Origin of the sequence: Glycomyces salinus, assembly GCF_016428645.1 — a bacterium.
Lineage (GTDB): Bacteria > Actinomycetota > Actinomycetes > Mycobacteriales > Micromonosporaceae > Glycomyces > Glycomyces salinus.
In genome coordinates this window covers 24,966-47,760 of record NZ_JAELXW010000059.1, presented here as the reverse complement: position 1 = coordinate 47,760, position 22,795 = coordinate 24,966, and the positions used below count along the sequence as shown (strand labels likewise).

Sequence of the window (22,795 nt, the reverse complement as noted above, 5' to 3'; positions counted from 1 at the left end):
GACCGAAGGAAAATTCGCGGTGTCGGCGACTTGACGATCGTGTAATCGATTACGTAGGATCTCGAGTAATCGATTACACGAAGGAGTGTGCGGATGGCTCGGATCAAGGACGTCGCGGCGCGAGCCGGTGTCTCGGTCGCCACCGTGTCCCGGGTCATCAACGACAACCCGAGGGTCAGCGGGGAGAACCGCGCCCGCGTGGTCGAGGCGATGACGCAGCTGCGGTACGTGCCCAACGCCGTCGCGCGCTCGCTGCGAACCGACGCGACCAAGACGATCGGCCTGATCATCGGCGACATCCTCAACCCGTTCTTCACCGCGCTCGCCCGCTCGGTCGAGCAGGCCGCGCGGGAGGCCGGCTACACGGTCGTGATCGGGAACGCCAACGAACGCGCCGAGGAGCAGGACCACTACGTCCGCACCTTCGCCGAGCAGCAGGTCGACGCGTTCCTGATCTGCCCGACCGCCGAGGTCACCCCCTCGATCACCGAACTGGCGGTGGACGGGCGGCCCCTGGCGTTCCTCGACCGCACGCTCCCGGGCCTGGCCGTTCCGACCGTGCGGGTCGACGGCGCGCGCGCGATCGACGGACTCGTCGCGCATCTGGCGCGGCTCGGCCACCGCAGGATCGGGTACATCTCCGGGCCCGACTCGCTGTCCTCCGGCCGCGACCGCACCGAGGCGTTCCTCGCGGCGATGCGCCGGCACGGCATGGAGATCCGGCCCGAATACGTCGAGACCGGGGACTTCCAGGCCGAAAGCGGACGGGCCAGCACCGTGCGGCTCCTGTCGCTCCCCGAACCGCCGCAGGTGATCTTCGCCGGCGACAACCTCATGGCACTCGGCGCGCTCGACGAGATCCGCGGCCGCGACCTGCGGCTCGGCCGGGACGTCGGACTGGCCTCCTACGACGACGTCCCGTGGTTCGTGCACGTCGACCCGCCGATCACCGCGATCGCGCAGCCGACCGAGGAACTCGGCCACCGCGCCGTGGCGGTCCTGCTGGACCTGCTCGACGGCCGAGAGCCCGAGTCGACGACGCTGCACGCCCAGTTCATCCCCCGGAAGTCATGTGGCGAGGAAGGTGAGATCGCATGAGCCAGGCCATGCTGCGGGTCGAGGGGGTCGGCAAGAGCTTCCCCGGCGTCCGCGCGCTCGACGGCGTCGACTTCGACCTGCGCCCCGGCGAGGTGCACGTCCTGGTCGGCGAGAACGGCGCCGGCAAGAGCACGCTGATCAAGATGCTCTCCGGGGCCCACCAGCCCGACGAGGGGAGCATCCTCGTCGACGGCGCACCGACGCGCATCACCTCGGCCTCCGAGGCCCAGCGGCTCGGGATCGCCACCATCTACCAGGAGTTCAACCTGGTCCCCGAGCTCAGCGTGGCCGAGAACCTCATGCTGGGGCGGCCGCCGCGCCGGTGGGGACTGGTGGACCGGAAGCGGATGCGTCGCGAGGCCGAAGAACTGCTCGACCGCGTCGGCCTCGACCTGGACCCGGCCCGCCGGACCTCGACGCTCGGCATCGCCCAGATGCAGCTGGTCGAGATCGCCAAGGCGCTCGCGCTCGACGCGCGGGTGCTCATCATGGACGAGCCCACCGCGGTGCTCACCACCGGAGAGGTCGACCGGCTCTTCGCGCTCGTCGACCGCCTGCGGGACCGGGGCGTGGGCATCGTCTTCATCACCCACCACCTGGAGGAGATCCCGCGGATCGGCGACCGGGTCACGGTCATGCGCGACGGCCGCGTCGTCGGCGGCGCGCCCGCCACCGCTCCCGAAGAGGAGCTGATCACGATGATGGTCGGGCGGTCGATCTCGCAGCAGTACCCGCGCGAGGCCGCCGAGGCCGGCGAGCCCCTGCTCCAGGTGGAGGGGCTGACGCGGGCCGGAGCGTTCGAGGACGTCTCGTTCGAGGTCCGGGCGGGCGAGGTCGTCGGCGTCGCCGGACTGGTCGGCGCCGGGCGCACCGAGGTCGCCCGCGCCCTGTTCGGCGCCGACCGCTACGACTCCGGCCGCGTGCTCGTCCGCGGCAGGCCCCTGCCCGCCGGCGACGTGCACGCGGCGATGGAGAGCGGCCTCGGGCTCGTCCCCGAGGACCGCAAGTCCCAGGGGCTCGTCCTCGACGCGGACATCGCCGAGAACCTCGGCATCGTCACCCTCGGCCACGGCGCCCGCGCGGGCTTCGTGAACCGCAAGGGCCGACGCGACGCCGCGGACCGGGTGGCCGGGCAACTCGGCGTCAAGATGAGCGGCCTCGGACAGCGGGTCCGCACCCTCTCCGGCGGCAACCAGCAGAAGGTCGTCATCGGCAAATGGCTGCTGGCCGAGTCCAGTGTGCTCATCCTCGACGAGCCCACGCGAGGCATCGACGTCGGCGCCAAGGTCGAGATCTACCAACTCATCAACGCCCTGACCGAGTCCGGGCACGCGATCCTCATGATCTCCAGCGACCTGCCGGAGATCCTCGGCATGAGCGACCGCGTCCTGGTCATGTCCAGGGGACGCCTGGCCGGGGAGCTCCCGGCAGCCGAGGCGACCCAGGACTCGGTGATGACGCTCGCAGTGAGCGGAATGGAGGAAGCCCATGTCTGAGGCCACCTTGGTCGGCGCTGCGAAGCGCCCGTCGAAGATCACCGCCTGGGCCGCCGAGAACGGCGCCGTCATCGGCCTGATCGTCCTCGTCGCCGTCCTGGCGGTGATGTCCGAGGACTTCCTGAACCCCACGAACCTGCTCAACGTGGGCGTCCAGGCGGCCGTTATCGCGATCCTCGCCCTGGGCGCGACGTTCGTCATCGTCACCGCCGGGATCGACCTGTCGGTCGGTTCGGTCGCCGCGCTGTCGGCGATCGTGCTCGGGGTAATGTCCGCCGAATTCGGCCTGCCGTGGCCGCTCGCGCTGCTGATGGCGCTCGCCACCGGGATCGTGTGCGGGCTCGCCAGCGCGGGGCTGATCGCCTACGGCAAGCTCCCGCCGTTCATCGCCACGCTCGCGATGCTCGGCATCGCGCGCGGTCTCGCGCTGGTCGTCTCCGACGGCAGCCCGATCGCCATGCCCGACGCGATCGCCTCCCTCGGCGGCAACATCGGCGCCTACCTGCCGATACCGCTGCTCATCATGCTGGGGATGGGGGCCCTCGCCGCGGTGATCCTGTCCCGCACGTACTCGGGCCGAGCCATGTACGCCATCGGCGGCAACGAGGAGGCGGCCCGCCTCTCCGGCATCCGGGTCACCCGGCAGAAGTTCGTGGCCTACGCGCTCTCCGGCGGCTTCGCCGCCGTCGGCGGGATCGTCCTGGCCAGTCGGCTGGCCTCGGCGCAGCCCCAGGCCGGCACGGGCTACGAGCTGGACGCGATCGCCGCCGTCGTCATCGGCGGCGCGAGCCTGTCCGGCGGCAAAGGCACCGCGTTCGGCACCCTGATCGGCGCGTTCATCCTGGCCGTGCTCCGCAACGGCCTCAACCTGCTGTCGGTGTCGGCGTTCTGGCAGCAGGTCGTCATCGGCGTGGTCATCATCCTCGCCGTACTGCTCGACACCTTGCGCCGCAAGGCGTCCGTCTAACGAAGGAAGATCCATGAAGCGTACAGCACCAATCGCCCTCGGCGCCGCGCTCCTGCTCGGTGTCACCGCCTGCGGCAGCGCCGGCGACGGCGACGAGGACACCGTCGAGATCGGCATGTCCGTCTCGACGCTCAACAACCCGTTCTTCGTCCAGCTCCGCGACGGAGCTGAGGCCAAGGCCGACGAGCTCGGCGTCGAACTGACCGTGACCGACGCGCAGAACGACGCCTCGCAGCAGTTCGACCAGGTCCAGAACTTCGTCAGCCAGAACGTCGACGCGATCGTCATCAACCCGGTCGACTCCGACGCCGCCGCGACCGCGGTGACCGCCGCGACCAACGCGAACATCCCGGTGATCGCCGCCGACCGGACCGTCAACGGGGCCGAGCTGGCCCAGACCGTGGCCTCCGACAACGTCGAAGGCGGCCGGCTCGCCGCCGACGAGCTCGCCGAACTGATCGGCGGGGAGGGCCAGGTCGCCGTCCTGCAGGGCGTGCCAGGGACCTCGGCCTCCCGCGACCGCGGGCAGGGCTTCACCGAGGGCATCGCCGAGCACGACGGCATCGAGGTCGTCGCCGAGCAGCCGGCCGACTTCGACCGCGCCAAGGGCCTGGACGTGATGACCAACATCCTCCAGTCCAACCCGGACATCACCGGCGTCTTCGCCGAGAACGACGAGATGGCCCTAGGCGCCATCGAGGCCCTGGGCGACAGGGCCGGCACGGACGTGCAGGTCGTCGGCTTCGACGGCACACCGGACGGCTTCACCGCGATCGAGGAGGGGACGCTCGCGGCCACCGCCGCCCAGCAGCCGGCGCTGCTCGGCGCCGACGCGGTGGAGAGCGCCGTCGCGGCCGCCGACGGCGAGACCATCGACGCCAGCCAGGACGTGCCGGTCCAGATCGTCACCGCCGACAACGTCGGCGACTTCAAGGAGGAGTAGATGCCGAAGCGCGTCGCCGTGGTCGGCTCGGCCAACGCCGACCTGGTCGTGCGGGTCGAACGCCACCCGGAGGTCGGCGAGACCGTCCACGGGTCGGACATCGTCGTCCATCCGGGGGGCAAGGGCGCCAACCAGGCCGTCGCGGCGGCGCGGCTCGGCGCCGACGTGGCCTTCGTCGGCCGCGTCGGATCCGACCCGTACGGCGAGTTCCTCGGCGACGCGCTCCGCCGGGACGGCGTGGACCTGGCCGGTCTGCGCCGTTCGGACGGGGCCTCCGGGGCCGCCCTGATCGCGGTGGGCCCGGACGGCGACAACACCATCGTCGTCTCCCCGGGCGCCAACGGCCGAGTCGGGCCGGGCGACGTCGCGGCGGCGGGCGCGATCATCGCCGACGCCGCGGTCGTCTCGCTCCAGTTGGAGATCCCGCTCCCCGCGGTGCTCGCCGCCGCCCGCGCGGCCCGGCGCTTGGTGTTCAATCCGTCCCCGCCCGGCCCGGTGCCGGACGAGCTGCTGGCGCTGTGCGACCCGCTGGTCGTCAACGAGCACGAGGCGGCGCGGCTGCTCGGCAGGGCCATGCCGCGGTCGATGGAGGAGGCGGCGGCCGCGCTGCTCGCGCGCGGTCCCCGGTCGGCGATCGTCACCCTCGGCGCGGACGGGGCGATCGCGGCCGAGGCGGGGTCGACCCGGCACCTGCCCAGCCCGAAGGTCGACCCGGTCGACACCACCGGAGCCGGCGACGCGTTCACCGGGGCGCTCGCCTGGCGGCTCGCCGAAGGCGACGCGCTCGCCGACGCCGCCGCGTTCGCCACTCGAGTGGGGGCCTTCGCCGTCACCCGGGAGGGCGCTCAAGACTCGTACCCCCGCATGGAGGACCTGCCGTGAAGCGAACCGGAATCATCAACGCCGAACTGGCCGGGGCCCTCGCGCTCCTCGGCCACACCGATGAGGTGCTCGTCTGCGACAGCGGCATGCCGCGGCCGGGCGGCGTGCCGGTGGTCGATCTCGCCTTCACCGCGGGCATCCCGTCCTTCACCGACGTCCTGGGCGGCCTCCTCACCGAGATCGTCGTCGAGGGCGCCACCGCCGCCTCCGAGGTCACCGAGGCCAACCCCGAATGCGCTGCGCTCCTGGCCGAACGCCTGCCACAGTTGACCCACATACCGCACGAGGAACTGAAGACCAGGTCGGCCCGAGCCCGCCTCATAGTCCGCACCGGCGAGGCCCGCCCGTACGCCAACGTCCTCCTACGCTGCGGCGTCCCCTTCGGATAGAGCCAGGGGCGATTCAGATTCTCGGGGCGACGCTATCCTAGGATCGGTCCGCATCCGCTGCGCTCCTGCTCGCGATGCACCGCAGCGGAATCCGATCCTTCGACCGGTGGGAGCGACCTCATGCCGATCCGGGGTGTGCTTTTCGATATTGACGACACGTTGTTCGACTCGGGGTCGGAGGCCGACAGTCTACTCGCCTATCTGCGGATGCGGGGCCTGCTGGACCGGTTCGGCGGCGGTGCCGCGGCGGTCCGGTTGTGGCGGGAGGTCCGGGAGCGGCACTATGGCCGCTTTTTGAGCGGCGAAATCAGCTTCGCCTCGCAGCAGCGCGAACGTGCTCGGGATTTCCTCGTCCGCCTCGGTGCGTCCGCCGGGGCCGGTCTTTCCGACAGGGAGTGCTCCGCGTGGTTCGCCGGGTACCAGGCCCACCGCCATACGACCCGGACACCGTTCCCCGACGCCGAGTCCGCGCTCAAGAAGCTCGCGCCCGATTTTCGGCTGGGCGTGGTCTCCAACTCCTCGGTCGACCATCAACGCCGCAAACTCGACGCCATCGGACTCCGTTCCTACTTCGGCGACCGGCTCATATGCTCGGATCAGCACGGCGCCGCCAAACCCGAGGCGAGCATCTTCCTCGCCGGCTGCGCCTCGCTCGGCCTTCGGCCACATGAGACGGCCTACGTCGGAGACGACTACGAGACCGACGCGGTAGGAGCGCGTCGCGCGGGACTCCACGGCTTCTGGCTCGACCGGGTGAACGACGGCGTCGCCGCCGCGGTCGACGCCGATATTCGCGTCATTCAATCGCTGAACGAACTCCAGGCCGCCCTCGCCGCGCTGGACTCGGAGTCACAACCGGAGCGCTAGAGGGAGAACACGACGCCGGGTTCGTGCAGGGGGACGAGTTCTGTTCGGGTGGGTGGGTCGGCTCCCGGGCGGGAGACGGTGATCGCGGCGGCACGGGTTGCCAGGCGGCGGCCTGGCGGAGCTGTTCGCCGGTCGGGGCCGCGAGGGTGTCGCGGGCGGTCGGGCCGTCGGCGCCGGGGTAGGCGGGGCCTCCGTCGGGGAGCGAGGCCCGTGCACCGAAGGCGAGCAGCCGTCGGCATTCGCCGTCGAGCCAGGCCCGGTGGGTCCGCAGGCGGGGCCAGGGTGTCAAGGGCGCTCCTTCGGTGCGGGGGCCGGGCTCAGGCGCAGGACGCGCGCGGTGGGCGCCGGGACGTCGGTCTCGACGCGCAGCAGGCCGGTCTCGGCGTTCCAGGCGAGGTCCCACTGGCCCGTGCCGGGCGTCGCGGGGGCCGGGAACAGCTGTTCGTGGGCGAGTTCGTGTCCGCGCAGCGCGGGCAGCGGCACTTCGAGGGAGTAGGGCGCGCCGGGCAGGCGCCAGACGGTCAGGACCGCGGTGTTCCCTTCGCGCAGGGCAAGGGCCTGCCAGGGGCCGCGGTGTTCGAGGCCCAGGGGCCAGGAGGGGACGGCCCGGGCGGTGAACGGCAGCAGTTCGCGGTGCGCCGCGACGGCGTCGGCCACGAGCCGGAGTTGGTCCGGGTCCATGGACGCCAGGTGGCCGGAGAGGTAGAGGCGTCCGGTCAGGCCCGCGACGAGGGTGAACGCCGATTCCTCGGGGCTCATCTCGGGCTGGGCGTAGCCCCAGTGGCCGGCCTGTTCGGGGAGCACCGATGCCGGTGTGGCGGCGGCGATCGGCGGGTACAGCAGGGGGTCCTGCTGGTCCGATGTCGACTGGATGTGGAGGCGGGAGAGCGTGGCGTAGTCGGCGCGCATGCCGCCGGAGGCGCAGTTCTCGATCAGCAGGCCCGGGTGCCGGGCCAGCACGCCGTCGAGCCAGGCCAGGTAGGACCGGCAGTGCTCCAGCAGGCCCGCGCCGGGGGCGAGTCCGCCGGTGTCGGTGCCGGGGCCGGGCATGATGTTGTAGTCGAGTTTGAAGTATCCGACGCCCATGGCGACGAGCCGGTCGACCACTCCGTCGAGGTGCGACTTAGCTGCCGGGTGGCGCAGGTCGAGCTGGTGGCGGCCGTGCTCGACGACCCGGTGCCCGCCGCGCTGGAAGAAGGCGTCGTCGGGCAGGGTCCGCGCGAGCGGGGATCGCACGCCGACGACCTCGGGCTCCAGCCAGATGCCCGGGACCATGCCGAGGGAGCGGATGCGGTCGAGCACTGCTTCGAGGCCGCCGGGGAACCGCGAGGCGCTCGGCCGCCACTCCCCCACGGCATCCCACCAGCCGCCCGCGTCGTCGTCGTACCAGCCGGCGTCAATGCAGTAGCAGTCCGCCCCGGCTCGGGCGGCCGCCTCGGCCAGCGGGAGGATCTTGGCCGTGGTCGGGTCGCCCATCAGGGTGTTCATGTAGTCGTTGAAGATCACCGGCAGCGGACGGTCGTGGGCGGCGGTGCCGGTGCGGGCCACGAGCGCGCGGCGGTAGCCGGTGAGGGCCGACAGCGCCTGGTCGACCGGGTCGCCGTCGCCGCCGGTCGGCGCAACGGTCACGGGGACAGAGGTGAACTCCTCACCGGAGGCCAGTTCGACCGTCCACTGGTGTTCGGCGTCGGTGGGGCCGAGCAGCGCCAGCGAGGCGCCCTCGCGGTCCTCGCCGATCTCCCAGTGCCAGGCGCCGTTGTGCTCGATCTGGAAGGCCAGGCCCGGGCCGCCGTCGCGGCGGACGATCAGGCCGGTCGGCAGGCGTTCGCCGGTGGACCAGGAGCTGCGGGTGGTGACGGCCATCCGGGCGCGGTTGAGGTGGTGGTGGACGGCCGGATCCATCGCCGGCAGTCCGACCTCGCGCAGCGGCGCGCGGTTCCAGCGGGACTCGGCGACCCAGTCGCTGTCGCCCCACAGGACGTCCAGATCCTCGACGGCGGTGTCCGCGGTGACGAACGTGCCCAGGACCAGGGACGTCACCGCCTGGACGGTGATCGGCGCTTCGCCCGAGCGCAGGACCGTCCAGGCGCGGAGCGCGCCGCCGAGCGGTTGGAGCACGCTGGTGGCGCGCAGTCCGGTGACCTTGTCGCGCTGGTGGATTCGCAGCGCGCCTTCGGTGGTCTCGTGCGATTCGTAGCGCAGACGCGATCCGACCACTGTGGAGGTGTAGCGGTGGCTGCCGGGGAAGCGCCCGTGCCCGAGCGCCTGGACCTCCACCAGCGGCGGGGCACCGGCGGCGGGTGGCCCGGGGGCGTCCGCGGTGCGCCGCAGCGACCGCATCGCCACGGGCGCGCCGGGCCCGGTCGCGAGCTCCAGCTCCATGCCGCCGTAGGACCATCGCAGTGTCACGTTCGCTTCTCCTCGCTAGAGCAGGTCGTTGGCGCAGTGCACGGCCGCGGCGAAGGCGTCGGGGTCGCCGGCGGGCGAGTCGACGCGGATCCGGGCCTCCCGGCCCGCCCGCAGCGTGAACATGCCGCCGTCGGCCGAGGCGCCCGGGTCCACGGTGTCGGCGTGGCAGAACACGTCCCGGGCCAGCGAGTTCGCGGTCACGCGCAGCAGGCAGCCGCCCTCGGCGGGCTCGGCCTCGACGCGCAGCGGCCGCGGCTCCAGGTGCTGGTCGACGATCTCGGCGCCGTAGCGGAACGCGGTCGCGAAGCCGGAGGCCTCCGCGTCCGGCTCGGCCACGATCGCTTCGGAGCGCGGGTCGTCGAACGCGGCGACCTCGGCCGGGACGGCGAACGTGGCGGCGCCGCGGGCCTCGACGCGGGTCTCGATCACGGTCTTGGCGAGCACGGTGCCGTCGAAGCCCTCCCGGGTGACGGTGAACGAACCTTCGTAGGCCCGGCCGGTGTCGTTGACCAGGACGAGCGCGAGCGTGTCGGGCTCGGGTTCCGTGCCTTCCCAAGCGTTCGCCCACGCCTCTTTCGAGGCCCGCGGCTGGAGGGTGGCCAAGCGCGGGGCGTAGGCGTCGCGCAGGGCGTGCCACAGCGGCTTGCGGTGCTCGTCGAAGTCGACCGCGGCCCAGGAGACGACGGGCCAGTTGTCGTTGAGCTGCCACAGGACCGTGCCGGTGTTGTGCGGGGTCATGGACCGGAAGTGCTCGACGCCGAACCTGATGGCGTGGGCCTGGTTCAGCTGGGTCGTCCAGTGCCAGTCCTCGATGGACTCCGGGTCGGGAAGGTGCCCGGACCAGCCGCGCTGAAGCTTGGCGTTGCCGAGGTTCGCCTTCTGGTGGACGAGCATCTGGTGGCCGAACGGGTCGAGCGGTTCATCGTGGACGACCCTGGTGAGGGTGGACCAGGCCGGTGGGGCCTGGAAGCCGAACTCGGCGACGAAGCGGGCCCTGTACTTGCCGTAGACGGTGTAGTCCTCGCGGTTCCACACGTCCCAGATGTGGACCGAGCCGTAGCGTTCGTCGTTGGGGTTGCGGTAGTCGCCGAAGGAGAACGGGCTGGCCGGGGTGTACGGGCGGGTGCCGTCGAGTTCGGCCACGAGGCGCGGGATCAGGTCGGTGTAGTAGTGGTCGCCCCAGCCGCGCCCGGCGAGCGCTCCGGCCCAGCCCCAGTCGAGCCAGCCCATCATGTTCTCGTTGTTGCCGTTCCACAGCACCAGCGACGGGTGCGCCGACAGGCGGGTGACGTTCTCGCGCACCTCCGCTTCGACCTCGGTGCGCAGCGGCTCGTCCTCGCTGTATGCGGCGCAGGCGAACAGGAAGTCCTGCCACATCAATAGCCCGTGCTCGTCGGCGAGGTCGTAGAGGTCCTCGGACTCGTAGATGCCGCCGCCCCACACGCGCAGCAGGTTGATGTTGGCCTCGAGGGCGTCGGTGACGCGCCGGGCGTAGCGGTCGCGGCCGATCTCGGTGAGGAAGGCGTGGTCGGGGATCCAGTTGGCGCCGCGCACGAGGACGCGTTCGCCGTTGACCTTCAGGTTGAACGGGGCGCCGTGCTCGTCGGGGGCGGTGTCGAGTTCGACGGTGCGGAAGCCGACCCGGCCGGTCCACGCGGCATCGCCGGTCTTGACGGTGACGTCGTACAGCGGCTGGTCGCCATAGCCGACCGGCCACCAGCGCTCGACGTCCGGCACTGCCGCGTGGACCACGGCCGAGGCCGTTCCGGGGGCGACGGTCCCGGCGGCGGTCACGGTCTCGCCGTCGGGGCCGGTCACGGTGACGGCGACCGGGACCTCGGTCTCGGCGCCGCCGCGTTCGATGTCGATGTGGACGGCGAGAGTGCCGTCCGTGCCGTCGATGCCGACCAGGGGCCGCACGGCGGCTATCCGCACGTTCGACCAGGAGTCGATCCCGATCGGCTTCCAGATCCCGGCCCCGGCGACGTCGATGCCCCAGTCCCAGCCGAAGGCGCAGGCCATCTTGCGAATCTGGTTGAACTCGTGGTGGTTGACCTGCGGCATCGCTCCGTCGCGCGCGGCGCGGGCGTCGGTTTCGGGCACCGGGGCGGCGAAGGTGACGGTGAGGGTGTTGTCCCCCTCGCGCAGTGCCTCGCGCGCGTCCCACCGGTAGGAGCGGTGCATGTTCTCGGTGCGTCCGATTTCGACGCCGTTGAGCTCGACGGTCGCGACCGTGTCGAGACCGTGCGCCACGAGGTCGTGGCGGTCCGATCCGTCGTCGGTCCAGGTGAAGGTCGTCGCGAACCGCCATGAGGTGTCGCCGATCCACTGCTGGGCCGCTTCGTTGTCGCCGTCGAACGGGTCGTCGATGAGGCCGGTCCGGTTCAGGTCCAGGTGCGCCTCGCCGGGAACGGCGGCGTCCACGCCCTCGGCGAGCGCGGCGGCGACCGGTCCGGGAGCCTCCGGGGAGAGCTCGGCGGCGGTGAGGGTCCAGCCCTCGTGGAGGGCGCGGAAGGTCGATGGCAGCTGGGTCACGGTCGGTCCTCAATGTGGTCGGGAGCGTGGTGGCCTGGTTGGCGAACCGGTTCGCGGAGCACGCGGACGCCTCCGGCGGGGACGGTCGTCTCGGGTCCGACGCGGTCGCCGGAGAGCAGGTCGTGCCCCTCGGCGGCGACCGTACGGTCGGTGTCGTCGTGGTTGAGCAGGAACAGGTAGGAGCGGCCGGGGCCGGTGCGGCGCACCGCTTCGAGGCCGGGTTCGGCCTCGGCGGCGCGCTCCAGACCGGCGTCGGCGATCAGGCGGGCCGCGATGCGGTCGGCGGACTCGGCGGCCAGCGGCGCCGAGACGTACCAGGCGGCGCCTCCGCCGACCGCGCGGCGGGTGACGGCCGGGCCGTCCGCCAGTGAACTGGAGGCGTAGCGGACGACGGCTTCGGCGCCGTCGAGGTGGACCCGCTCGGTCCAGTCGGTCACGGCGGTGCCGTCGTCGAGTTCGACAGCCTCGCCTTCCTGGAGCGGGTAGAACTCGTCGCTCCAGGCGCCGAGGACGTCGCGGAAGGCGCCCGGGAAGCCGCCGGTGATGACCTTGGAGTCGGCCTCGCAGATGCCGGAGAGGTAGGTGACGAGCAGGGTGCCGCCGCGTTCGGGGACGGAGCTGAGCCGGTCGGCTGCGGCCCGGTCGACCACGAGCAGGTTCGGTACGATCACCAGATCGTAGCCGTCCAGGTCCCGGTCGGGCGGCACCACGTCGCACAGGACCTGCCGGTCCCACAGGGCCCGGTGCCAGGCTCGCAGTTCGCGTCCGTACGACAGGTCGCGGTGCGGTTTGAGGCCGTGCCGGAGGGCCCAGCCGGCCGGATCGTCCACGACGATCGCGGCCTTCGCCGCCTCGACCCGCGTCCCCCGGATCTCCGCGAGCGATTTCAGGCGGGCGCCGAGCTCGACGACCTCCTTCCACACGCGTGAGCGGGTGCCGGTGTGCGGCAGCATCGCCGAGTGGAACTGCTCTGCGCCCGAGGTGGAGGCGCGCCACTGGAAGAACATGACGCCGTCGGCGCCGCGGGCGACGTGGCCGAGCGAGTGCCGGAGGATCTCGCCGGGGTCCTTGGCGCGGTTGCGGCGCTGCCAGCTCGGGCCGCCGGTGGAGCTCTCCATGAGCAGCCAGGGGCGGCGGTCGGCGGCCATGCCGCGCATCCGGTCGCCGGAGAAGGCCAGGTCCTGTTCTCGCAGCGGATCGTCCACGCTCGTGTAGTGGTCGTTGGCGGCGACGGCGGTGTGCGGGGCCCAGGAGGCGTAGTCGACCACCTGCGCTCCGGCGCCGACCATCAGGTTGGTGGTGACCGGGACGTCCGAATGCCGTTCGATGACCTCCTTCTCGGCCAGGTAGTGCGACAGGAGCGCGTCCGAGGAGTAGCGCTCGTAGTCCAGGAACAGCGCGGGGTTGGGGGCGCCGTGGCGGCCCAGCGGGGGCATGACCTCCTCCCAACGGCCGTAGCGGTGTCCCCATTGCTCGGTCCCCCAGGCGGCGTTGACCGCCTCCAGGCTCCCGTGGCGGCGCGCGAGCCATTCGCGGAAGGCCGCGGCCGAGCGTTCGCAGTGGCAGCGGGCGTTGCCGCCGCCGAGTTCGTTGCCCACGTGCCACAGCCGCACGGACGGGTGGCGGCCGTAGCGTTCGGCGAGCGACTCGACTTGCCGCAGCGCGTGGCGGCGGTAGAGCAGGGAGGCCGGGCACCAGGCGTTGCGTCCGCCGGCGGGTTCGCGGTAGCCGTCGGCCAGGACCGGCGCGATCTCGGGGTGGGCGGTCAGCAGCCACTGCGGCGGGGCCGCGGTGGGGGTGGCCAGGTCGATGCCGATGCCGTTCCGTTCGAGCAGGTCGACCGCCTCGTCCATCCAGGTCCAGTCGCGTTCGCCGTCGGCGGTCTCCACGGTGCCCCAGGCGAAGACGCCGAGGGTCACCAGGTTGACCCCGGCCTCGCGCATGAGCCGCACGTCCTCGTCCCACACGTCCCTCGGGAACTGCTCGGGGTTGTAGTCGCCACCGTAGGCCAGGCCGTCGGCGAGCCTCGGGGTCGGTCCCGGGCCGGGCCGGGCGGGCACGACGGCGGGGACGAAGTCGGGTGTTCCGGTCTCCATCAGGCGCTTCGCTCCTTCGATTCGGTCGGGACTCCGGCGTCGCGCCACTGCCCGGCGAAGTGGTCGTAGCAGCGGCCGTTGTCGATGGCGTCGCGGTCGACCGGTCCGGCGTCGGCCGCGAGGCGGCCCGGGCGCTCGGGGTCGGGCGCGGCCTGGGCCAGCAGCTTGGTGTAGTCGTGGCGCGGGTCCAGGATGACCGCGTCGGACGGGCCCCGCTCGACCACGCGGCCGCGGTAGAGCACCACGATCTCGTCGGAGAAGTGCCGCGCGGTGGCCAGGTCGTGGGTGATGTAGAGGACGGCCAGGTCGTCCTCGCGCTGGAGCCGCCCCAGCAGGTTGAGCACGCCGAGGCGGATCGACACGTCGAGCATGGACACCGGCTCGTCGGCGATGAGCACCTGGGCGCCTGGGGCGAGGGCGCGGGCGATCGCGACGCGTTGGCGCTGGCCGCCGGACAGCTCGTGCGGTCGGCGGGGCGCGAGGTCCTCGCCCGGGGAGAGGTTGACCCGCTCCAGCATCTCGATCACTCGCGCGTGCGTCTCCTCGTTCGTGCCGGTGCGCTTGTGGATGCGCAGCGGGCGGGCGATGTGGTGCTCGATGGAGTGGAAGGGGTTCAGCGAGGCGAAGGGGTCCTGGAAGACCATCTGCACTTCGCGCCGGTAGGCCGCGCCGTCGACGGCGGTGCCGTCCTCGAGCCGGACATCGACGGTTCCCGAGGTGGGACGCTCCATCCTGGTGAGGATCTTGGCGATCGTCGACTTGCCGGAGCCCGACTCCCCCACCAGCGCGACGGTCCTGCCGGGGACGAGTTCGAGGCTGACGTGGTCGACCGCGCGCAGGCGGGTCCGCTTCAGGCCCGACCGGAGCTTGTAGTCCTTCACCAAGTCGGTCACGTGGACGCTGGTCATGATGGCTCCTCGGGCTGGTCGACGCCGTCTCGGATGAAGGACCCGCGCGTGCCCGACAGGCTCGGGAAGGAGCCGAGGAGCTTGCGGGTGTAGGGGTGCCTCGCGTCCCGGTAGAGGCGGTCGGCGGTGTCGAGCTCGACGATCTCGCCGTCGAGCATCACGGCGATCCGGTCCGAGATCTCCAGCAGCAGCGGCAGATCGTGGGTGATGAAGACGACCGCGAAGTCCAGTTCGTCGCGCAGGCGCACGATCTCGCGGAGGATGTCGCGCTGCACGACCACGTCGAGGGCGGTGGTCGGCTCGTCCATGACCATGATCTGCGGTTCCAGCAGCATCGCCATGGCGATCATGACCCTCTGGCGCATGCCGCCGGACAGCTCGTGCGGGTAGGAGCCGAGCCGGACCGGGTCGACGCCGACGCGTTCGAGGACGTCGGCCGATCGTTCGCGGACCTCCGCGCGCGACATGCCGGGCCGGTGGGCCAGCAGCGTGTCGCGCAGCTGGGCTCTGACCGAGGTGACCGGGTTGAGCGCGTTCATCGCTCCCTGGAAGACCATGGAGAGCTTCTCCCAGCGGAAGAGGCGCAGGTCGGCCTCCTTCAGCGAGAGGATGTCGATGTCCTCGCCTGACCGGTCGTGGAAGGTGATCCGGCCCGACGCGATACGCGCGGGCGGGCGGTGGAGGCGGTTGACCGCGTATGCGAGGGTGGTCTTGCCGCAGCCGGATTCGCCCGCGAGCCCGAGGATCTCGCCGCGGTGGAGGGTCAGGTCGGCATCGCGGACGGCCGTGACCGGCTTTTCGACCTCGTAGACGACGGTGAGGTCGGCGACGGTCAGGACGGGTTGCGCGACGGCGAGCCGCTCGGCTCGGGCGGTTTCGGACATGGTCGTCATCGGCCGGACTCCTCTGGGTCGGGGACGGCCCGGTGCTGCGCGAGCCGGCGTTCGAGCTTCGCGGCCTTGCGGGCGCGCTTGCGGTGGAGCCGCATGTTCTTGAGCTTGGGGTTGATGATCTCGTCGATCGAGAAGTTCACTATGGACAAACCCATGCCGAACAGGGCGATCATCAGCCCTGGCGGCACGAACCACCACCAGGCGCCCAACGGCAGCGCGAAGCCGTTCTGGGCGTAGAAGAGCATCGTTCCCAGTGTCGAGGAGTTGGAGGCGCCGAGGCCGATGAACGACAGCCCCGCCTCACCGAGGATCGCAGCGATGACGGCGAAGACGAACTGCGAGGCGATGACCGGCAGCAGGTTCGGCAGGATCTCGACCAGGATGACCCGCCATGGGCGTTCGCCGGAGACCTTGGAGGCGGCCACGTAGTCGCGATTGCGGACCGACAGCGTCTGGGCGCGCAGCACGCGGGCCGAGGCGGCCCAGCCGGTGACGGCCAGGACCACCGCGATCGTCCACAGCCCGCGGCTCTCGCGCGGGACGAACCCGGAGATCACGATGACCAGCGGCAGGCCGGGGATGACCAGGAAGACGTTGGAAAGCAGCGAGAACGCCTCGTCGACGAGCCTGCCCCGATAGGCCCCGTAGATGCCGAAGAAGCACGACAGGATCGTGGCGAGCACACCCACGATGAGGCCGATCTGAAGGGAGCCGCGCGTCGCGTAGGCGAGCTGAGCGAGCACGTCCTGCCCGGTCTGGGTGGTGCCCAACGGGAACTCGGCGCTGGGTCCGGACAGCCCCTGGTCTCTGATCTGGTCGGGGTCGCCGACCAGGAACGGGGCGAGGACGCCGAACACGGTGATGCCGACTACCAGGATCAGGCCCACTGCCAGCCAGGGCGTCATGGTCGGCAGCAGCATCCGAAATCCGGACTTCGGCCGCGTGTCCGACACTCGGCTCTCGTCGCCGGTCCCGGGCGGCGGAGCGTCGGGGATTTTCGGATTCGTCATGAGTTGCACCTATCTCAGGACCGGGCGCGGGTGCGCGGGTCGATGACGCCGTAGAGCATGTCGACCACGAGATTGGCGCCCAGGACGGCGAGCGTGATGAAGAGGAACACGCCCTGCATGAGCGCGTAGTCGTTGTTCTGGACCGCGCCGAGCAGCCGTGAGCCGATGCCCGGATAGGAGAACACCTGTTCGGTGATCACCGAGCCGGAGACGACGAAGCCGAGCGAGATCGCGAATCCCGCGACCGACGGCAGGACGGCGTTCCGCGAGGCGTACGAGCGCAGGATCTTCCTCGGCGACAGGCCCTTCGCTTCGGCGGTGAGGACGTAGTCCTCCGAGAGGGTGGACACCATCATGTTGCGCATGCCCAGAAGCCACCCTCCGAGGGAGGCCAGCACGATGGTGAGCGCGGGCAGGAATCCGTAGTGGATCGCCGAGCCGATGAACTCGGCGTTCCAGCCCGGGGACAGGGTGACGTCGTAGCCTCCCTGCATCGGAAACCAGCCCAGGACCCGGGCGAGCAGGTAGGTGAGGATGAGCGCGAGCCAGAAGTACGGAACCGCCGCGAGCAGGGTGGTGGCCGGGACCAGCGAGTCGAGCCAAGTGCCCGGCTTCCAGCCGACGAACGCGCCGAGGGTCACGCCGAGGACGGCGGCGAGGATCGTCGAGAGGCCGACGAGCACCACCGTCCACGGCAGCGACTGACTGATCACGTCGGAGACCTCGGCCGGGTAGTAGCTGACCGAGACGCCGAGGTCGCCGCGGAACAGGTTCTTCAGGTAGTCGACGTATTGCATCCACAAGGGCTCGGTGGTGTCGCCCCCGAGGAGCAGGCTGTAGGCCTCCCTCGTCTCCGGGCTCACCGTGCCGCCGCGCTGCTGCAGCTTGGCGAGCAGGATGTCCACCGGGTCGCCGGGCAGCAACCGCGGGATCGCGAAGTTCAGCGTCAGCGCGGCCCACAGGGCGACCGCGTAGAAGCCGAGTTTGCGCAGGAAATAGCTCAACAGTCTTCTCCTTCGGGGCCGGGGGCGACTAGCTCGCCGGCTCGAGCCGCTTGTAGATCTCGGCGGCGTCGAACGCCGACCAGACCGCGGGGAAGGCGTACAGGTCCTCGTCGGAGGGCCAGCCTGTGAACTTCGCGGTGTTCCAGATGCTGGTGGTGCCGCCGGTCAGGACCGGGATGTAGGGCATGTCCCCGACGATCTCGGACTGGATCGTGTCGAAGTGCAGCTGCCGCGCGGCGTCGTCCTCGAGGGAGAGCTTCGCGATCTCGTCGAGTGCTTCGTCGACGACGGGGTTGTCGTATCGGGAGAAGTTGTTGCCCGCCGACTCGCCCACTTCGGCGCCGGTGCCGGAGTCGAAGAAGTAGGTGTACAGGTAGTACGGGTCCGGTGCGGGGCCCTGCCATAGGGAGTCGATGGCGAGCTCGAAGTCGCCCGAACCCTTCTTCTCGGTCCACTCGTTCCACGAGGACTGGGCCGCTTCGATCTCGATGCCCGCCTCGGCGGCCTGCGAACTGATGGTGTCGACGGCGGTGATGTAGTCGGTCCAGCCGGAGACGACCTCGACGGTGAGCGACAGCTTCTCGCCGTCCTTGGCGTAGACGCCGTCATCGCCCTTGGCCCATCCGGCGTCTTCGAGGATCTGCTCGGCGCGGGTCACGTCGGGGTCCATCGGGGCGATCTTCTCGGTGACGGCGTCGGAGACGAACTCGTCCTGGCTGGGCGTCAGCGCGAACGAAGGCGAGATCTCACTGGCGGTCTCCTGGAAGGCCAGGCTGTTCAGCTGTGCGCGGTCGATCGCGTAGTAGAGGGCATGCCGCACGGCCGGGTCGGTTTGGGGGCCTTCGCAGCCCATGTCCGCGCTCGAGCAGGTGGCCAGCACCATCTGGTTCTGCCACTGGGTGTAGTGCTCGTAGTCGGGGAAGTTCTCGTTGGTGTTCTGGATGTCGGGGATGGGGCTGGTGATCCAGTCGGCGGTTCCGGCCGCGATCGCGTCGGCGCCCGCCTGGTTGCCCGAGAGCGCGACCGTGCGAACCTCCTTGACCTCGGGTTCGCCGCCCCAGTAGTCCGGGTTGGCCTCGATCGTGAATGCCTGGGGTTTGAACTCCTTGAGGGTGTAGGCGCCGGTTCCGATCGGGTCCTCGACGACGTCCTCTTCGGGGTCGATCTCTTTCCAGAGGTGTTCGGGAACGATGGCCGTGTTCAGCAGGTCCGGGCCCTTGACGAACGCCGGTTCCTCGAAGGTGAAGACGACGTGGGTGTCGTCGACGGCTTCGGCGTTCCCGTCGTAGCCCTGGCTGTTGATCGCCGGGTGCTCCTTGAGCATCTCGAAGGTGAAGGCGACGTCGTCGGCGGTGAACGCTTCACCGTCGCTCCAGGTCACGTTCTCGCGGAGGGTGATCGCCAGTTCCGTGCCGTCGTCGTTCCACGAGTGCTCGGTGCCCAGGAGCGGTTCGGGGTCGGACACCTGGGCCTTGTTGTAGAAGAACAGCGTTTCGTAGATGGTGCCCAGGCCGCCGATCCGCGAGGGCGAGAAGGGGTTGAAGTTGACCTGCATATCGCCGGCCTGGCTGGTGGTGATCAGGGTGGTGGCTTCTCCGGAGCCGCTGCCGTCGCTCGAACCCGAGCATGCGCTCAGGGCCAGGCCGACCGCGGCCGCGCTCCCGATCGCCGCCGCGAGCCGGCGGCGCGTTCGATTCGTGAATGACATCTTCGTCCTTTCGCGTCCGGGGCCTCTTCGCCCGCGAACTGGAGGGGTGACGCCCGTCCTAGGCGTCCGTTCTATTATTAACCGGTTAAATTTAAGTAGTCAAGAAGAAATTCGGATAGGCGTCGGAGAGGAGTACCGCATGCTCAGTCCCGGTCAGGGCCACGTATCGACGGCCGGCCGCATGCTCGACCTCCTGCGCACGCAGGGCACGCTCAGCCGCGTCGAGCTGGCCGAACGGTCGGGCCTGACGGCGGGGACGATCACCCACGCGGTGCGTCGTCTGATCGAGGACGGCCTGGTCCGCGAGGTCGGGCGCGACCAGCAGCAGGGCCGCGGGCAGCCCCGGCGGCTCCTCGAACTCGACGCGGAGGCCTGGTACGCCGTCGGCATCCAGGTCGACCGGACCACCACCACGATCGTCGTGCTCGACTTCGCCGGGAACCGGATCGCCGGGGCCAGTCTGCGCGGCTCCGGCGGCACCGGCCCGGAGCGGACCATCGCGGCGCTCGCCGACCATGTCGCCGACCTGCTCCGCAGCGCCGCGGTCGGGCGCGATCGCGTGCTCGGCGTCGGGCTGGTGACCCACGGCCCGCAGGACCGCGAACGCGGGGTGCTGCTGACCGCCCAGCCCGATCCCGCGTGGCTCGAGTTCCCGCTCACCGGCAGGCTCTCGGAGCGGCTGGGGACGCCGGTGCTGCTGGAGAACGACGCCACCGCCGCGGCCTTCGGCGAGCAGTGGGCCGGAGCGGTGCCCACCGCCACCTTCGGACTGGTCTACATGGCCTCGGGGATCGGCGGCGGCGTCATCGTCGACGGCGAGATCTACCGCGGCCGCGCCTCGAACACGGTCGAGATCGGCCACGTCGTGCTCAACGGCGGGAGCACCGAGTGCGTGTGCGGCAATCGCGGCTGCGCGCAGGCCGAGGCCGGGCCGCGAGCGGTGGTGGAGCAGGTCTTGGCCGAGGCCGACCTGGCCGAACGGATCGGCGTCCGGGGCGCGCCGGAGGGCACGCTCACCGACTTCGAGCGCATCGCGCGCGCCTGGCGCTCCGGCGACCGGGAGGCGGGCAGGCTGCTGGAACGGTCCGCGACCTCGATCGGGCGCGCCGCGGTGACCCTCGTCAACCTCTTCGACCTCGACACCGTCGTGCTCGCCGGCCCCGCGTTCCTCACCGCCGGGACGCTGTACCGGCGGCATGTGGCGGCCGAGCTGGAGCAGAGCGCGCTCAGTCGGGCGCTGAGCCGGCCGGAGGTGCTCATCTCCACCAACGTCGACACCGCCGCCGCCATCGGCGGCGCCCTCCACGTACTGCGTACGATGCCGTCTGGAACGCAAGAGACCGGAACCGGCATCTCTCCTGTCCCGAAAGAACCCCATAAAGGAGCATCGTGAACATCGAGACCTGGACCGTACTGCGTCGTGACGGCGTCGCATTGATTCTGGCTCACCCCGAGACCGGTCTGCCCTGCGTGGTCCACTGGGGGCCCGACCTCGGCCCGCTGTCCGAGGCCGATCTGGTCGCTCTGGACCGTGCCACCAGCCGCCAAACCGCACCGGGCACCCTCGACGCCGCCTGGCGGCTCCCGCTCCTCCCCCAGGAATCGGACGGCTGGTCCGGCCGACCCGGCCTCCTCACGACCAGAGACGGCCGCCCGGTCTTCCCCCGCTGGACCGCCCGGACCGAACCCGACGGTGAGACGGCCATCGAGATGACGGCCACCGATGACGATGCCGGGCTCGCCCTGCGCTCCCGGGTCGAGATCGGCGCTGGCGGGCTGGTCCTGGTCGACCATGAAGTGACCAACACCGGCACCGGGACCCTCGACGTGGCGTGGCTCGAAGCGACCCTCCCGGTCCCGAAGGCGGCCGACCGCCTCACATCGTTCTCCGGCCGCTGGTCCCGCGAGAAGACGCCGCAGACCGCCCCGATGCCGCGCGGGACGACCACCCGCGAAACCCGGCGGGGCCGGGCCGGGCACGACACCCCCTGGACCACCCTCGCTTCAGAGGGCGAGCCGCGCAATCGGACCGGACAAGTCTGGGCCGTCCACCTCGGCTGGAGCGCCGACCTCCGCCACCGCACCGACCACCTCCCCGAGCACGGCACGGTGCTGGGCGCCGGCGAACTGCTCCGCCCCGCCGAAATCCGACTCGCACCCGGTGCCGCATACCAGGCGCCGACCGCCTACTTCTCCTGGTCGGCCACCGGCCTCGACGGCATCGCCGAGCGCTTCCACACCTGGATGCGCGCGCGGGACCAGCACCCGGCCGCGCCGCGCCCGCTCGTGCTCAACACCTGGGAGGCCGTCTACTTCGACCACGACCCGCAGCGGCTGGAGGCGCTCGCGCGCAAGGCCGCCGAGGTCGGGGTCGAACGGTTCGTCCTCGACGACGGCTGGTTCCACGACCGCCGCGACGACAAGGCCGGGCTCGGCGACTGGGAGGTCGACCCCGAAGCCTGGCCCGACGGCCTGGAGCCCCTCGCCAAGCTCGTGCATTCGCTGGGGATGGAGTTCGGGCTCTGGTTCGAACCCGAAATGATCAACCTCGACTCCGACACCGCCCGCGCCCACCCCGACTGGCTCCTGGCCAACCCCGCCTCGGTCCCAGCCCCCGAGGGCCTGTCATTCCGTACGCAGTACGTTTTGGATCTGGCGAACCCGGCCGCGTTCGATCACGTGCACACGCAGATGTCGGCCGTGATCGGCCGACTCGGCGTCGACTTCGTGAAGTGGGACCACAACCGCGACCTTGTGGAGCCGGTTCACGACGGCGATCCGGGGACGCACGCCCAGACCAGGGCGGCCTACCGACTCATCGCCGCCCTCAAAGCCGACCATCCGGGCCTGGAGATCGAGTCCTGCTCCTCCGGCGGCGCGCGCACCGACCTCGGCATCCTCGAATACACCGACCGGGTGTGGGCCTCGGACTCCAACGACCCGGTCGAACGCCAGGACATACAGCGCTGGACCGAACTGGTGCTCCCCCCGGAGTTGATCGGCGCGCACGTCGGGCCCTCCCCGGCCCACTCCTCGGGCCGGGCCACCGACCTGACCTACCGCATCGCGACCTCGCTGCAGGGCTCGTCCGGCTTCGAATGGGACCTGCTGGCCTGCGACGAGGCCGAGACCGCCCAGATCACCGCCTTCGCAGACCTCTACAGGGAACTGCGGCCGCTGCTCCACTCGGGCACGGTCGTCCACCCCGACACGGTCGACCCGGCCCTGCGCGCTCGCGGCGTCATCGCCCCCGACCGCTCACAGGCGGTTTTCACCGTCGCGACCGTCGCCTCACTGGAGGAGATGCAGTCCGAACGGCTGCGGCTGCCCGGCCTCGACTCGGCGCGGCGCTACACCGTGCACGTGCGCGACGAGACCGGCATCGCGAAATGGGGCTGGACCACCCCCGCCTGGCTCGGCGGCGAACCGGTCACCGCCACCGGCCGCGTCCTGACCCACATCGGCCTCCAACTCCCCACACTCTGGCCAGTCCAAGCGCTGATACTGCACCTGACCTCTGACTGAGGCCGCTCTACGGCCGCCGCATTGACACCAGTGCGCCTTCACCGGCTCAAGTATGGTGTTCCGTA

Annotated in this window: 15 protein-coding genes and 1 pseudogene; 8 read left to right on the top strand and 8 right to left on the bottom strand. The window is 71.0% G+C overall.

What is annotated here, in order from left to right; translation table 11 throughout:
• Window positions 1-93: 93 nt before the first annotated feature.
• The 6 genes and pseudogenes from JFB92_RS16390 to JFB92_RS16365 all read left to right on the top strand — a co-directional run bounded on the left by JFB92_RS16390 (window position 94) and on the right by JFB92_RS16365 (window position 6,642).
• Window positions 94-1,098, top strand: a complete 1,005-nt coding sequence (locus tag JFB92_RS16390; protein ID WP_199041162.1) for a LacI family DNA-binding transcriptional regulator — start codon at window positions 94-96, stop codon at window positions 1,096-1,098.
• On the top strand, window positions 1,095-2,594 hold the full coding sequence (locus tag JFB92_RS16385; protein WP_199041159.1) for a sugar ABC transporter ATP-binding protein: 1,500 nt from the start codon (window positions 1,095-1,097) through the stop codon (window positions 2,592-2,594). Before JFB92_RS16390 ends, JFB92_RS16385 begins: the two co-directional genes overlap by 4 nt.
• Window positions 2,587-4,504 (top strand): annotated as a pseudogene (locus JFB92_RS26985) (ABC transporter permease/substrate-binding protein). The gene JFB92_RS16385 and the pseudogene JFB92_RS26985 overlap by 8 nt, the downstream one beginning before the upstream one ends.
• Window positions 4,505-5,386, top strand: coding sequence for a ribokinase (locus tag JFB92_RS16375; protein ID WP_199041156.1), 882 nt, complete (start codon window positions 4,505-4,507; stop codon window positions 5,384-5,386).
• Entirely contained in the window at window positions 5,383-5,775 is a 393-nt protein-coding gene (gene rbsD, locus JFB92_RS16370) for a D-ribose pyranase (RefSeq protein ID WP_199041154.1), read from the top strand. Before JFB92_RS16375 ends, rbsD begins: the two co-directional genes overlap by 4 nt.
• A 135-nt stretch (window positions 5,776-5,910) precedes the next feature.
• The gene (locus JFB92_RS16365; RefSeq protein ID WP_199041138.1) at window positions 5,911-6,642 is read left to right on the top strand and encodes an HAD family hydrolase; all 732 of its coding nucleotides are present in this window, start codon (window positions 5,911-5,913) and stop codon (window positions 6,640-6,642) included.
• A gap of 285 nt (window positions 6,643-6,927) precedes the next feature.
• Here the strand turns inward: JFB92_RS16365 and JFB92_RS16360 are convergent, their stop codons facing one another.
• From JFB92_RS16360 to JFB92_RS16325, 8 genes are read right to left on the bottom strand one after another with little or no spacing between them, the layout of a single operon-like run.
• Window positions 6,928-9,051 (bottom strand): alpha-galactosidase, encoded by a 2,124-nt coding sequence (locus tag JFB92_RS16360; RefSeq protein ID WP_199041135.1) that lies wholly within the window; start codon window positions 9,049-9,051, stop codon window positions 6,928-6,930.
• 15 nt (window positions 9,052-9,066) lie between these two features.
• A complete protein-coding gene (locus JFB92_RS16355; protein WP_199041132.1) occupies window positions 9,067-11,586 on the bottom strand; it encodes a glycoside hydrolase family 2 protein in 2,520 nt (839 codons plus the stop codon).
• Window positions 11,583-13,682 carry a beta-galactosidase gene (locus JFB92_RS16350; protein WP_199041129.1) on the bottom strand — a complete coding sequence of 700 codons (2,100 nt, stop codon included), beginning with the start codon at window positions 13,680-13,682 and terminating at the stop codon, window positions 11,583-11,585. The genes JFB92_RS16355 and JFB92_RS16350 overlap by 4 nt, the downstream gene beginning before the upstream one ends.
• The gene (locus tag JFB92_RS16345; RefSeq protein WP_199041126.1) at window positions 13,682-14,590 is read right to left on the bottom strand and encodes an ABC transporter ATP-binding protein; all 909 of its coding nucleotides are present in this window, start codon (window positions 14,588-14,590) and stop codon (window positions 13,682-13,684) included. Before JFB92_RS16345 ends, JFB92_RS16350 begins: the two co-directional genes overlap by 1 nt.
• Window positions 14,587-15,474 carry an ABC transporter ATP-binding protein gene (locus JFB92_RS16340; protein ID WP_199041180.1) on the bottom strand — a complete coding sequence of 296 codons (888 nt, stop codon included), beginning with the start codon at window positions 15,472-15,474 and terminating at the stop codon, window positions 14,587-14,589. The genes JFB92_RS16345 and JFB92_RS16340 overlap by 4 nt, the downstream gene beginning before the upstream one ends.
• Window positions 15,475-15,479: 5 nt before the next feature.
• Window positions 15,480-16,493, bottom strand: coding sequence for an ABC transporter permease (locus tag JFB92_RS16335; protein ID WP_199041123.1), 1,014 nt, complete (start codon window positions 16,491-16,493; stop codon window positions 15,480-15,482).
• 14 nt (window positions 16,494-16,507) lie between these two features.
• Window positions 16,508-17,497: an ABC transporter permease gene (locus JFB92_RS16330; RefSeq protein WP_199041120.1), complete on the bottom strand. Its 990-nt coding sequence runs from the start codon at window positions 17,495-17,497 to the stop codon at window positions 16,508-16,510.
• A gap of 28 nt (window positions 17,498-17,525) precedes the next feature.
• A complete protein-coding gene (locus JFB92_RS16325) occupies window positions 17,526-19,205 on the bottom strand; it encodes an ABC transporter substrate-binding protein (RefSeq protein WP_199041117.1) in 1,680 nt (559 codons plus the stop codon).
• Between the two features lie 139 nt (window positions 19,206-19,344).
• Here JFB92_RS16325 and JFB92_RS16320 point away from each other — a divergent pair, with 139 nt between their 5' ends.
• Window positions 19,345-20,598: an ROK family transcriptional regulator gene (locus tag JFB92_RS16320; protein ID WP_199041114.1), complete on the top strand. Its 1,254-nt coding sequence runs from the start codon at window positions 19,345-19,347 to the stop codon at window positions 20,596-20,598.
• Window positions 20,595-22,730: an alpha-galactosidase gene (locus tag JFB92_RS16315; RefSeq protein WP_199041111.1), complete on the top strand. Its 2,136-nt coding sequence runs from the start codon at window positions 20,595-20,597 to the stop codon at window positions 22,728-22,730. The genes JFB92_RS16320 and JFB92_RS16315 overlap by 4 nt, the downstream gene beginning before the upstream one ends.
• The last annotated feature ends 65 nt before the right edge of the window (window positions 22,731-22,795 follow it).